The following is a 13,542-nucleotide window of genomic DNA, read 5'->3' as shown; positions in this document are numbered from 1 at the left end:
ACTCCGCGGAGTCGGGGCACTTCCTGTTGCGCGCTACAGCGTCGCGATCCAGCGGCGGGTGTCCGCCGGGTCTATGACGTCGTCGAGCTCGAACGTCGCGGCGGCACTGAGGGCCCTGCCCCGGCGGTACATCTCGGCGACAAGCGTGTTGTACAGGTCCGCTCGAGCGTCCTCGTCTGTGACGGCCGCCAGTTCTTTGGCGAATCCGAGACGGACCGCCCCTTCGAGGCCCATGCCGCCGATCTCGCCCGTCGGCCAGGCGACGGTGAACTGGGTGGCCCGGAAGCTGCCCGCCGTCATCGCCATCGCGCCGAGCCCGTATCCCTTTCGCAGGATGAACGCGCCCATCGGAACGGTCATTCTCGCGCCGACCGAGAAGAGACGGGAGAAGCGCCGCACGGTGGCTTTCTCCTCCGACTCCGGACCCACCATGAAACCCGGGGTGTCGCAGAACGAGACCACCGGCAGCCCGCGGAGCTGACAGAGTTCCAGGAACTCGGCGAGTTTGTCGGCGCCGTCGGCGTCGATCGCTCCGCCCAGATGGAGTGTGCTGTTGGCGACGAACCCGAACGGTCGGCCCTCCACGCGGAGGAAGCCGGTGACGATGCCCTTCGCATAGTCGGATCGCAGTTCCAGCACTGAGCCGATGTCGGCGACCGAGGCGATGACGGTGTGCACGTCGTAGGCACGCAGCCGGTTCTCCCCGATCGCATGGCGCGCGGCTCTGGCGTCGGGAGCGGTCCACTCGTCGATCGGACCCTGGAAGTACGCGAGCACCTGCCGGGTGAGGCGGACCGCGTGCGCCTCGTCGTCGGCGACGATGTCGACGACCCCGTTGCGACGTTGCACGTCGATCGGTCCGACGGCCTCGGGTGGGTACTCGCCGAGCCCACCACCGGAGATCATCGCGGGCCCACCCATTCCGATCGTGGCGTCTGGAGTCGCGATGATGAGATCACATGCCCCGGCGAGGGCCGCGTTTCCGGCGAAGCACCGTCCGGACACGACGGCGATGGACGGCGCGAGGTCACGGATCTTCGCCATGGACCGGAAGGTCGGGACGTCAAGTCCCGCGACGATGTCGTAGTCGGTGTCGCCCGGACGCCCGCCGCCGCCCTCGGTGAAGAAGACCACGGGCACACTGCGCGACAATGCGACCTCGAGAAGCCGATCGGTCTTCGCGTGGTTGCGCCAGCCCTGTGTTCCGGCGAGAACGGTGTAGTCGTACGACATCACCACGGCAGTCGACCGATCGCGTCCGAACAGATCGGCGCCGATGGTCGCGACACCCCCCACGAGACCGTCGGCCGGAGTCTGCGCGATCAGGTCCTCCTCGGATCGTCTGGCCTTCTGTGCGGCGATCGCGAGCGCGCCGTACTCGACGAAGCTCTCGTCGTCGACAAGGTCGGAGATGTTCTCGCGTGCGGTCCGACGCCCGATACGCCTGCGCTTGGCGACGGCGTCCGGGCGCGCCTCGTCGAGTGTCATGCGATGACGTTCGTCGACTTCGTCGAGATCTGCCCTGCGCCGGTCCATGTCGAGGTCCGCGTCGGCTGCCCGGTCGAGTCCGTCGCCTGCCGCGCGGTAGACGACGAGTGGTGCACCGGTCGACACCGTCCCGCCGACCGCCGACCCCACGCTCACGACCTCGACATCGGTCTCGACGAGCACCTCGTGCTGCATCTTCATCGCTTCGAGCACCGCCAGCGGTGATCCCGCGGGCACCACTGTGCCGACCTCGGCGACGTCGACGACAGTTCCGGTCAGGGGTGCGACCGCCGCCCGCTCGTCGACCGCGAGCTCGAGGTCGACCTCGGCGGCGGGTTCGTCGGTCTCCGGAGCGAGCGAACTGATCCGCCGGTCGAGGTAGCCCGTGTCGACGGGGCCGCTGAGGAACTCGTCGTCGTGGAGGATTGCGCGCAACACTCCGATCGTCGTGCCGGGTCCGTCGATGACGAACTCGGCGAGTGCACGGTCGGCCTTTGCCACCGCCGCCGCCAGGCTCGGCGCGCGCACGATCACCTTGGCCAGCAGGGAGTCGTATCGGGTCGACGTCTCCAGCCCCGGGAGCCCGAACGTGTCGACCCGGACGCCCGGACCGGCAGGTGGGCTGAACGAGGCGAGCAGTCCACCCGTCGGCACCGCAGCGCCGTCGGCTGTCAGGGTCTCCAGGTTCACGCGTGCCTGTACCGCGGCGCCGGTTGCGTGTGCGGGTGTTCCCGTCACCTGGCCGTCGCGTGCGGTGACACCGTCGGAGAGCCCGCAATCGGCGAGGGTTCCTCCCTCGGAGATGACCAGGGCGGCCGCGACCAGGTCCACTCCGGTGACCTCCTCGGTGACCGTGTGCTCCACCTGGATGCGCGGGTTCACCTCGAGGAAGACTGCTCGGTCGGCGGCGACGAGGAACTCGACGGTGGCGAGTCCGGTGAGGCCTGCCGCGGCGCACAGGAGGGCCGCGTCGGAGTGCAGGCGGAGGCGGAATTCGTCCGACAGTGCGGGTGCCGGCGCGATCTCGATGAGTTTCTGTCTGCGACGTTGCACGCTGCAATCGCGGTCGCCGAGCGCCATCACCTCGGCGCCGTCGCCGATCACCTGGACTTCGATGTGCCGTGCTCCGGTCAGGAGCTCTTCGGCGAACACCCTGGGGTCGCCGAACCCGAGCTCTGCTTCAGCGACGGCGCCGCGATAGGCGCGCACCAAGTCAGCGCCTCGAGCGACCTCCCGCATGCCGCGTCCACCGCCGCCCGCGAGGGCCTTGAGCATGACTCCGCCCGGCACTGCCTCCGCGAATGCCTGAATTTCGGACAACTCGACCGCGCCATTCGTTCCGGCCAGGACGTCGAGTCCGCAGTCGACCGCGGCCGCCCGTGCCTGAAGCTTGTCGCCGAACCTGCGGAGTACAGCAGGGCTCGGACCCACGAATCGGATCCCGGCCGCGCCGCACGCCTCGGCGAAGTCCGCGTTCTCGGCGAGGAAGCCGTACCCGGGGTGGATCGCATCGGTCGCCGTCGAGTCGGCGATCCGCAGGAGCGCCTCGATGTCGAGGTACGCGGCCGGCCCTTCGCCCGGCAGTGCAAACGCCTCGTCTGCCGCGGCGACATGCGGAGTCGCCGCGTCGTCGGCAGCATGAACAGCGACCGTGTGCACTCCCCTCTCCTGCGCTGTGCGGATGATGCGCAGGGCAATCTCCCCGCGGTTCGCGATGAGCAGCTTCATTCCGCACCGCCCGACAGAGTCGCCGCCGCGCGTTCGAGGAGGTCGCCTTTCCGAATCTTGCCGGTGGCGGTCATCGGGAGGGCATCAACGATGACGATCTCCGGCACCTTGTAGGTGGCCAGGTTCTCGCGGGCCCACGCGTCCAGCGCGGTTCTGTCGGGGCCGCCGTCGGCGATCACCACAAACGCCACCGGCACCTGCCCCTTGGCAGCGTCCGGACGCGGGACCACCGACACCGCTTCTATCCCGTCGTGCAGTCGCATCAGCGTCTCCACTTCGGATGGGAACACGCTCATGCCGTTGATCTTGATCATCTCCTTGGTGCGCGCGAGGTAGTGCAGTGCACCCCATTCGTCGAAGCGTCCGAGATCGCCGGTCTGCAGCCAGCCGTCGACGAGGGTCGACGCGGTCGCCTCAGGATTGTCGAGGTATCTGGTCATGATCGACGGACTGCGGACGATGATCTGGCCCGTGTCGCCGACTTCCACAGGGATTCCGCGGTCGTCGACGACGAGTATGTCCGTGCCCGGAACCGGGAGGCCGCAGAACACCGGGTCGGCCCGGAGGTCGCGGTCGTCGTTCTGGAAGCCGAGTGTGAAGGTGTCCGCGGTGTGGGTCTCGGTCATCCCGTACGACGCCTCCCGAAGGACGGTGCCGACTTCGTTCCGCCACCGAGCCCTGATGTCTGGGCTCAGTCGGGTGACGAACGAGACCGCGAGTGTTGAGGTCAGCGACGCGAGCGCCGCCGGATCGAGGTCGGGAAGCTCAAGAATCTCGAGGTAGTTGTCGACAGTCGCGACAAGGTCGGTGACGCGGTTGTCCCGGATCGCGTCGACGACGACGGCTGCGTCCCAGCGGCTCAGGAGAACCACTCGCTGCCCGTTGATCAGCGACTTCAGGATGCCGAAGTCCTCGCCCGCGATCCAGAAGACAGGCAGGAAGTTCAGCGGGACGCTGTCGGGCTCCCCGATCTGCTGACCGGAGGCGAGGGTCGCGGTAGCCGCGGTGTAGGCCATGTGCCGTTGTGTGTGCTCACATCCCTTGGGCATCCCGGTGGTGCCGCCGGTGTAGTTGAGGGCGGCGAGCGCGTCGGGATCGGCCGGACGGATCGGCGCGCGCTGGGCCGCCATCATGTCGGCCCAGTCCCGGCCGAGATCAGGACTCAGGAGTTCGTCGACCGCGGTTGTCGCCACGACCCGAACCGAGGTGTCGGCGCGGACTCCGTCGACGAGGTCACGCTGATCAGGAGAGGTCAGCAGCACCGCCACATCTGCGTCTACGAGCTCATGACGCAGTTCGAATGCCTTGAACATCGGATTGATCGGCACGTGCACCGCACCGAGTTTGAGTGTTCCGAGCATCGCGATGAGGAACTGCGGGCAGTTGGTCAGGTGCACGCCCACACGATCTCCCGGCATGACGCCGACGGATGAGAGCCAGCCCGCGAAACGGTCGGACGCCTCGTTGTACTCCGCGTACGTGATGTCGTGACCATAGAACGAGATCGCGACCGAGTCGGGACGCGTCGCCGCCCAATGGCGCAAGTGGTCGACCATCGTCGCCCGACCTGCCGGGTAGACGATCTCCCTCCCCACCTCCTCCGGCCAGTTCGTGATCTGCAACGCGGTGATCTCCGCGAGTGCGGCGTCAAGGGCATCGGACATGTGGGCTCCCTGTCGGGTGGTGTCGAGTGGGTGTCAGCCGTCCTGAACTCCGATGAGTCGTTCGGTGACGGCGATGATGTCGAGGATGAACTGCTCTTTGTGCGCGTCGTCGGCGCCGACGGCCCGTTTTGCACCGTGATGGATCGCGTGTCCGATGATCTGCACGAGACGTTCGGGTTCGAGAGTCGGGGCGATGACTCCCGGCGGAAGATTTCGCAGGTAGGTCGCGTACCTGCTCGTCCGCTCCTCGCTGCCTGCGTTCCATATCTCGGCGACCGCGGGATCGATGGTCGCGCTCATGTCGATCAGTGCGACGAGACCTCCCATGGACGCGATCGCATCGACGTATGCGCGGGTTGTCGCAGCGAGAATCTCACGTGTGGTCGCGTTCTCGAGCCCGGCGAGACTCTGGGTCTCCGACAACTGGTCCGACACTTGCGCAACGAGAGCCATGAAGATCTCGTCCTTCGAGCGGAAGTACGCATAAAACGTCGGACGCGACGTGTGCGCGCGGCTCGCGATCATCTCCACGGTCACCGCGGCGTAGCCGAATTCGTCGAAGCAGTCGGCTGCGGCGTCGAGCAGTTGGGTACGGCGTGCGGCCCCGGCGTCCTTGCGACTGGCCCGCGCACGCTCTTGAGCGTTACTCACGGTGACAGTCTGCTGTGCCATCGTCGGCCTTTCAAGGACGCCGGGCACGATACGGCGTCAGGCCGAGGCGGGTAGGCCCGGAACTGCCACCGGATCGTTGCGGACGGCTTCGGTGTTGGTCTCCGGGAGGCGCCACGCGCAGTACATCGTGACGACCGCCATCGCGGCGAGGTACAGCGACACACCCGCGGTCGACGCGGTCTCGGCGATGATCCAGGTCATCAGAAGCGGCGCCACGCCGGACACGGCCACGGCGGCGAGCTGGTAACCGAGCGATGCACCCGAGTACCGCAGTCGAGGTTCGAACAGTTCGGCCATGAATGCCGCGAGCGGACCGTAGGTGAGCGACTGTCCGCAGCTGCTGATCAGCATCGCGAAGAACAGCAGCACGCCCGAGGCGGTGTTGGCGAGCCAGAAGAACGGGAACGCCCACAGCAGCAGCACTCCTCCGCCGAGGATGATCAGCGGACGTCGACCGACGCGGTCCGACACTTTGCCCGCCCACATGACGGCGAACGGCATGATCAGCGATACGGCCATCACAGCCGTCAGAACGGTGTTGCGGTCCATGCCGAGGCCGTTCTCGTCGGGCGACTTGGTGGCGTAGGCGAGGAAGCCCGCGATGGCGACGTAGAACGCCGAGTTGGTGGCCGCGAGGAGTCCGGCGCCGAGCACGATCTTGCGCCAGTGGAAGCGAACGGCCTCCGACAGCGGCGCCTGTGCGACCTGCTCGCCGTCACCGCGCTTGGCTTCGGCCTCGGCCTGCAGAGCCCGGAACTCGGGTGAGTCCTCAACCTTGAAATGGATGTAGAGCACGACGGGGATCAGTGCTGCACTCGCCCAGAACGGGATGCGCCAGCCCCAACTGAGGAACGCGGCGTCGGAGACGAGGCTGTTGACGACGATCATCGAGAGGTTGCCGAGGACCAGTCCGAGCGGCACCCCCATCTGGCCGAACGTCCCCGCGAAGCCGCGGCGCTTGGGACCTGCGGACTCGGTGAGCAGCAGAACGATCCCGCCCCACTGGCCACCGCACGCGAGGCCCTGGATGAACCGGAGAGTCACCAGCAGGATCGGCGCGGCCGAACCGATCGCCGCCGCCGACGGCAGGCACCCGATGAGGAAGGTCGCCAGACCCATCGAGATGAGGCAGATGAGGACCATCGGTTTGCGGCCGATCTTGTCGCCGTAGTGTCCGGCGAGGATGCCGCCGAGCGGCCTGGCGATGAAGCCGATCGCGAACGTGCTGAACGCGAGCAGGGTGCCGACGAGTGCGGATGCGTCCGGGAAGAAGACCTTCGGGAACACCAGCGCTGCGGCGGTGCCGTAGACGAAGAAGTCGTACCACTCGATGGAACTGCCGAACAGTCCTGCAGCGAGCAGTTTCCGGTGAGCGGAGCGGTCGGTCGCCCCCACTCCCGTCGTCGTCGAGACGGACTCTGTCATTGATCTCCTCCAACTGTGAATGCGTGACCTCTGTCACGATTTTGCTTTACATTGACGTCAACGTCAATGGATTTGGCTGAAAAACTGCCCCGTCGCCGAGGAACTCTCGGGACGAGGCGGGCGCGCCGTCGTCAGCTCACGACGTGCGCAGTTCTCGTTTCAAGATCTTGCCGGTTGCCCCCTTGGGCAGTTCGGTCACGAACACCACCGAACGCGGGTACTTGTAGGCCGCCAGCTGGCCCTTCGAGAAGGCGATCAGGTCGGCCTCGGAGAGGTCTGCTCCGTCGCGCACGGCGACGTAGGCGACCACCTCCTCCCCTAGCCGGTCGTCGGGTGCGCCGATCACGGCGGCCTCGACGACGTCGGGGTGGGAGTACAGGACCTCTTCGATCTCGCGGGGATACACGTTGTACCCGCCGCGGACGATCATGTCCTTGAGCCTGTCGACGACGAAGTAGTAGCCCTCGTTGTCGCGATATCCGAGATCACCGGTGTGCAGCCATCCGTTGCGCAGAGCGTCGGCGGTCGCATCCGGCCTCTTGTAATACCCCTTCATGATGTTGTGGCCGCGGACCAGGAGCTGCCCGACGTTGTCGGAACCCGCGGGGAGCGAGTTCCCCTCGTCGTCGATCACCTTCATCTCGACTCCCCACACGGGCTTGCCGATCGAGAGCACCTTCCGTTCGGTGGCGCTGACATTGAACGTCGTGGTGCTCGCCGTCTCCGACAGACCGTAGCCCTCGAGGACGACAAGCCCGGTGAATTTCGCCTCGACCGCTTTGATCACCTCTCCGGGGATGGACGCGCCACCGGACACCGCCGCCCGCAGTGTCGACAGGTCGCGTCCGGTCGCATCCGCTTCGGCGAGTGCCACGTACATCGTCGGCACCCCGGCGAAAACCGTCGCCCGTCGCCGCTCGATCTCGTCGAGGACAGCCGTCGCGTCGAACCGCGGCAGCAGCGCGACCGACGCACCCCAGCGTGTGGTCGCGTTCAGCACACTCGACAGGCCGAAGACGTGGAACAGCGGAAGCACTCCGATCGACACGTCCGACGCCGTCATGCCGAACAGTTCCGGGGCCACCGTGCAGTTCATGTAGAGCTGGTAGTGGGTCAGCTCTGCGCCCTTGGGCCGACCCGTGGTGCCGGAAGTGTAGAGCAGCACCGCGGTGTCGTCCGCCGATGTCGGATGCAGGTCGTCGAACGGATCGGCGTCGAGAAGACTGTCGAACGCCACCGAGCCGTCCGGGAGCTCCGGACCGAGCGGGACCACAACGACGTCGGAGACGCCCGCTTCCGCCGCCCCCTCGACGGCCCCCGCCAGGGAGAACACCGAGGTGATCAGCAGCCGAGTGTCGCTGTCGTCCAGGTGATAGGCCATCTCGCGCGCAGTGAACAACGGGTTCAGCGGGACCATGGTGAGACCGGCCCGCAGAATGCCGAAGTATGCGTACACGAACTCGGGGACGTTGGGCACCTGGACGGCGACCTTGTCGCCGGGCCGCAGGCCGCGCTCACGCAACGCGGTCGCGACACGACGCGACCGGTCGTCGACCTCGCCGTAGGTGATCGTCGTCTCGCCTTGGTACAGCATCGGCGCGGACGGCGCCGCCGTCACCGACTCCTGCAGCATGATCGCCAGGTTGAATGACATGTCTTCTCCTTTCGTCGGTGAACGTCAGGCCGGGACGTCGGCCAGGTCGGCGAGTGCGGCGCGGTGCCGTCCAGGGGTTCCGAAGGCGATCTGATCTGCCTTCGCCCGCTTCAGATACAGGTGAGCGGGGTGCTCCCACGTCATGCCGATACCTCCGTGCAGCTGCACCGCCTCCTCCGCGGCTCGTACCGCGTGATCGCCGTTGTATGCGGCCGCGACCGCGCTCATCAGCGCCGCCTCCTCATGATCAACGCCGAGGTCGGTTGCAGTCACGGCGGCCGCTCGGGCGATCGCCGATGCCTGTTCGGTATCGGCGTACAGATCGGCGAGCCGATGCTTTATCGCCTGGAACCCTCCAACAACGCGTCCGAACTGGCGACGCTGCTGCAGGTAACCAACTGTTTCGGTCACGCACCAGCGGGCTACCCCCGCCTGCTCGGACGCGAGGAGTGCCGCACCGAGCCGCAGGCCGGCGCGGGCCGCCGAGTCCGCGTCGTCGGTGATCCGGCGACCTGGCGCAGCGTCGAACGTCACGTCGGAGACCGGCCGGGTCATGTCGAGCGACACGACCGACGCGACCACGGCGTCGGTCCGGTCGACGGCGTAGAGGGCACCGTCCGAGCCGGGGACGATGAGCACCGTCGCGGCTTCCGCGCCTGCGACCGACCGCACAGTCCCGGTGAGACCGCCCTCCCCGACCTCCACCGCCGGGACGGTCGAGTACGGATCAGCCGACAACGGGACTGCAAGAGCTGCGACGACCGACCCGTCCGCCAGACCAGGCAGCAAGACAGTGTCACCTGACTCCTGAAGGACCGTGGTCGCGACGACGGCGCTGGTCAGCATGGGGGTGCGGACGGGCAGTGCGCCCAACTCCTCGAGGACGACCGACGCCACCGCCGGGGTCGCGCCTGCCCCGCCGAACTCCTCACCGATCAGGAGTCCGGCGAGTCCGAGGCCCGTCATCTCCGACCAGAAGTCGGGCAGTTTCACGCCGTCGTACGCGGCGATCAACTGATCGACGCCGACACGGCGGGACAGCAGATCGCGGACCGCTGCACGCAGATCCTCCTCCACCTCGTCGAGCAGCAGCGTCGGCACGTAGTCAGTGCGGTCGATGGGGTCGATGGGGTCGGTCATTTCGCGACGTCCTTCCAGGGGATGTCCTTGTCGACGCGGTGTTCCGGCGGCAAGCCGAGCACTCGTTCGGCGACGATGTTCCGCAGGATCTCCGATGTCCCGCCTTCGATCGAATTGCCTTTGGCACGCAGGTAGCGGTACCCGGCGTCGCGCCCGAAGAAGTCGACGCGGTCGGGTCGCACCATCGTCCAGTCCGAGTAGCGCAGTCCGTCGGCGCCGAGGATCTCCAGTTCCAGCCCGGACAGTTGCTGGTTGATGCGGGCGAACGACAGCTTCATCGCCGCGCCTTCCGGTCCGGGCTGGCCGGACGCGAGCTTCTGGCCCAGCCGGACGCCCGTCACCCTGGCGACCTCGGAATCGACCCACAGCTTCAAGAGGTCGTCGTGAAGGTCCGGGGTGCGTAGGTCGGGGCGGTCTCGCCACGTCCGCGCGACGACGCCGATCATCCCGTCCTCACGACGTGCGGCGCGGCCGCCGATCGCGACTCGCTCATTGTTCAGCGTGGCGTTGGCGACCTCCCATCCCTGGCCGACGGCTCCGAGCCGACGGCTGTCGGGAATCCGGACGTCGGAGAGGAACACCTCGTTGAACTCGGCTTCGCCGGTGATCTGGCGGAGTGGGCGGACGTCGACGCCGGGGTCGGTCATGTCGCACAGGAAGTACGTGAGTCCCCGATGCTTGGGCAGGTCGCCGTCGGTACGGGCGACGAGGATCGCCATTGCGGCGTTGTGTGCGCCAGAGGTCCACACCTTCTGCCCGTTGACGACCCAGTCGTCGCCGTCACGGACGGCCCGCGTCGCGACGGCCGCGAGATCGGATCCGGCACCGGGCTCACTGAAGAGCTGGCACCAGATCTCCTCACCCGTCCACAACGGCCTGAGGAATCGATCAACCTGTTCCGGCGTCCCGTACCGCAGGATGGTCGGCGCTGCCATGCCGAGACCGATCCCGTTCACTTCGCTGCGGTTGCCGGGTGACCCCGCCTCCGCGAACAGTCGCTCCACCTCGGGCTGCAGGGACCTCGACAGATCGAGCCCACCGCGTCCCACCGGGTAGTTCACCCACGCCAGACCCGCGTCGTACCGGGCTCGGAGCCACTCGAGCGGCTCCGTCGCGGCGGGATCGTGGTCGGCGAGAAACTTTCGGACCAGAGTGCTGACGTCATCGGTCATCACACACCTCCCTCGTAGACGACCCGTCCGACGGTCACTCCGTCGGCCAGCCGCTGGAGGCCGTCCGGGACGTCGGCGAGCGCAAGCCGCTCGCTGACCAGGGGCGCGATGGCTCCAGCGTCGGCGAGGCGGGTGAGCTCTGTGTGGCATTCACCCACCAGCCCGGGGGCCATCTTGTTGTAGAGACCCCAGTGGAGGCCGACGATCGAGTAGTTCTTGATGAGTGCGTGGTTGAGAGCGGTCTCGGTGATCGCTCCGCCTGCGAAGCCGATCACCAGGATTCGGCCCTCGAAGGCGATGCACTTGGTCGACCGCAGGTAGGTGTCGCCGCCCACGGGATCGTAGATCACATCGGCACCACGGCCACCCGTCTCGGCCTTGACGACCTCGACGAAGTCCTGAGTGTGTCGGTCGACGACGACGTCCGCGCCGAGTCTCCTGGCGACGTCGGCCTTCGCCTCTCCCCCGACGACTCCGATGACACGCGCCCCTGCGGCTTTGCCCAGTTGAATGGCGGCGCTGCCGACACCACCGGCCGCAGCATGGACGAGCAGGGTCTCCCCCGGCTGAATGTTCGCGCGGCGATGCAGGCCGAACCATCCGGTCTGGTAGCCGATGAACAGCGACGAAGCCTGCGCATCGTCCAATGAGGCGGGGGCGGGGAACGTCTCGGCCGCCGACATCAGCGCGTATTCGCCGAAGCCGCCGTACGGCAGCACCGCACCACCGAGCACCCGGTCGCCGACTGCGAAGCCGTCGACGCCGTCGCCGAGTGCGGTGATCTCACCGCACAGTTCCACGCCGGGCGTGAACGGGAGCTCCGGACGCACCTGGTACAGCCCCCGGCACATCAGGACGTCGGGGAAGTTCGCCGCCGACGCGAGGACGCGGACTGTCACCTGGCCGCGTCCCGGAGCGGGGGTGTCGATCTCGACCGCTTCGAGGACCGCGGACGGTTCGCCGAGGCTTGTCGCGTGCCATGCCTTCACTGCTTGTCTCCTTGTGAGGTCGCATCGTCCAGCCGCTGCTGGAGCTTGTTCATTCCGGCGAGCCACTTGTCGGTCTTGGCGGCTCGCACCTGGTAGTAGCCGGCCACTTCGGCGTGCGGCAGGATGAGGAAATCGTCACCCTGGAGAGCCTTCTCGACGGTTGCCGCGACGTCGTCGACGGTCAGCGCGACGTCGTGACTGAGCAGTTCCTCGAGCTCGCCCGACTGTGCGAGCATGCGAGTCTGCACACCCTGCGGGCAGATCGCCTGCACCACGACTCCACGGTGGCGGTACGTGGTGGACAGCCATTCGGCGAATGCGACTGCGCCATGCTTGGTGACCGAGTAGGCGGGCGCGCCGAGCATGGTGAGCAGGCCCGCCGCGGAGGCCGTGACGACAAAGCGCCCTCCCCCACGTTCGATCCACTCCGGAACCAGGCGACGCGCGGCGTGCACGTGAGCGAGCACGTTGACGTTCCACGACAGGTCCCAATCCGCGTCGGTCGCGTCGAGTCCCCGACCTCGGTCGACGCCGGCGTTGGCGAACCATGCGTCGATCGGGCCGTACGAAGTTCGCGCGGCGGCGATGAGTGCGTCCACCCCCTCCTGCGACGCGGCGTCGCCGGGTGCCGCGAGTGCGGTGCCGCCTGCCGCGACGATCTCGTCGACCGTCCGTTGCGCGCCGTCGGCGTCCAGATCGGCGACCACAACACGTGCGCCCCTGCGTGCCATCGACCTTGCGAGTCCGGCGCCGATTCCGTTGCCCGCACCCGTCACGACAACGGTGGAGCCTGCGGGTTCGAAGCCGGGCATCAGGCGCCACCGCCCAGGGTGACGCCTCCGTCGATGACGAGTGTCTGGCCGGTCATCCAGCCCGCGTCGTTCGAGAGCAGGAAGGCGACGACCGAACCGATGTCGTCGGGCTCGCCGAGCCTCTTGAGCGGGTAGGCCTGCGAGACCTCGTCCTCTCGCCCCTCGTAGAGCGCGGTCGCGAACTTGGTCTTGACAACCGCCGGAGCCACTGCGTTGACCCGGATGTGCGGGCCGAGTTCCCAGGCGAGCTCTTCGGTCAAGTGGATGACCGCGGCCTTAGACACTCCGTAGAACGCGATGCCGGGCGCGGGACGGAGGCCGGCGACCGATGCGACGTTGACGATCGCGCCGCCGTGCTCGGCCTGCCACGCGGCGTTGACCGCTTGGGTCCAGCGAAGCGCGGAGATGACGTTGACGTCCATGATCTTGCGGGCGGCCTCGGGGTCGATCTGCATGATCGGGCCGTACACCGGATTGATCCCGGTGTTGTTGACCAGGAGGTCGGCGCTGCCGAATGCCTCGATCGTCTTCGCGACGGTGTCGGCCTGATGATCGGGATCGTCGGCGCGGCCTGCGACGGCGAGTGCAACATCGGAGCCTCCCAGGCGCGCAACGGCCTCGTCCAGTGCGTCCTGCTTGCGTGCGGTGATCGTGACCTTGGCGCCCTCGGCGACGAGCCGTTCGGCGATCGCCAGTCCGATGCCGCGACTGGCGCCGGTGACGATGGCGGACTGTCCCTTGAAACGCTGGGGATCGATCTGAACCACGGATAGCCTCCTGAAGTGAACACGGTGGATT

At 67.4% G+C, this 13,542-nt stretch carries 10 protein-coding genes; all 10 read right to left on the bottom strand.

Annotated features, from left to right (window positions below; all coding sequences use genetic code 11):
- Positions 1 to 33: 33 nt before the first annotated feature.
- Positions 34 to 3,216, bottom strand: coding sequence for a carboxyl transferase domain-containing protein (locus JVX90_RS07045; RefSeq protein WP_205331670.1), 3,183 nt, complete (start codon positions 3,214 to 3,216; stop codon positions 34 to 36).
- The gene (locus tag JVX90_RS07040; RefSeq protein WP_205331669.1) at positions 3,213 to 4,880 is read right to left on the bottom strand and encodes an AMP-binding protein; all 1,668 of its coding nucleotides are present in this window, start codon (positions 4,878 to 4,880) and stop codon (positions 3,213 to 3,215) included. The genes JVX90_RS07045 and JVX90_RS07040 overlap by 4 nt, the downstream gene beginning before the upstream one ends.
- A 33-nt stretch (positions 4,881 to 4,913) precedes the next feature.
- Complete coding sequence (locus JVX90_RS07035) at positions 4,914 to 5,531, bottom strand: TetR/AcrR family transcriptional regulator (protein ID WP_240194085.1); 618 nt, start codon at positions 5,529 to 5,531, stop codon at positions 4,914 to 4,916.
- Positions 5,532 to 5,588: 57 nt separating this feature from the next.
- The gene (locus JVX90_RS07030) at positions 5,589 to 6,977 is read right to left on the bottom strand and encodes an MFS transporter (protein WP_205331667.1); all 1,389 of its coding nucleotides are present in this window, start codon (positions 6,975 to 6,977) and stop codon (positions 5,589 to 5,591) included.
- A gap of 136 nt (positions 6,978 to 7,113) precedes the next feature.
- On the bottom strand, positions 7,114 to 8,631 hold the full coding sequence (locus JVX90_RS07025; protein WP_205331666.1) for a long-chain fatty acid--CoA ligase: 1,518 nt from the start codon (positions 8,629 to 8,631) through the stop codon (positions 7,114 to 7,116).
- A gap of 24 nt (positions 8,632 to 8,655) precedes the next feature.
- The gene (locus tag JVX90_RS07020) at positions 8,656 to 9,771 is read right to left on the bottom strand and encodes an acyl-CoA dehydrogenase family protein (RefSeq protein WP_205331665.1); all 1,116 of its coding nucleotides are present in this window, start codon (positions 9,769 to 9,771) and stop codon (positions 8,656 to 8,658) included.
- The gene (locus tag JVX90_RS07015; RefSeq protein ID WP_205331664.1) at positions 9,768 to 10,943 is read right to left on the bottom strand and encodes an acyl-CoA dehydrogenase family protein; all 1,176 of its coding nucleotides are present in this window, start codon (positions 10,941 to 10,943) and stop codon (positions 9,768 to 9,770) included. Before JVX90_RS07015 ends, JVX90_RS07020 begins: the two co-directional genes overlap by 4 nt.
- Positions 10,943 to 11,932, bottom strand: coding sequence for an NADPH:quinone oxidoreductase family protein (locus JVX90_RS07010; RefSeq protein WP_205331663.1), 990 nt, complete (start codon positions 11,930 to 11,932; stop codon positions 10,943 to 10,945). The genes JVX90_RS07015 and JVX90_RS07010 overlap by 1 nt, the downstream gene beginning before the upstream one ends.
- Positions 11,929 to 12,744 carry an SDR family oxidoreductase gene (locus tag JVX90_RS07005; RefSeq protein ID WP_205331662.1) on the bottom strand — a complete coding sequence of 272 codons (816 nt, stop codon included), beginning with the start codon at positions 12,742 to 12,744 and terminating at the stop codon, positions 11,929 to 11,931. The genes JVX90_RS07010 and JVX90_RS07005 overlap by 4 nt, the downstream gene beginning before the upstream one ends.
- Positions 12,744 to 13,511, bottom strand: a complete 768-nt coding sequence (locus tag JVX90_RS07000; RefSeq protein ID WP_205331661.1) for an SDR family oxidoreductase — start codon at positions 13,509 to 13,511, stop codon at positions 12,744 to 12,746. Before JVX90_RS07000 ends, JVX90_RS07005 begins: the two co-directional genes overlap by 1 nt.
- Positions 13,512 to 13,542 lie beyond the last annotated feature (31 nt).

This window comes from Gordonia sp. PDNC005, from assembly GCF_016919385.1.
Classification (GTDB): Bacteria; Actinomycetota; Actinomycetes; order Mycobacteriales; family Mycobacteriaceae; genus Gordonia.
The sequence above is the reverse complement of the archived record's forward strand: the minus strand, read 5'-3'. Positions and strand labels throughout refer to the sequence as shown.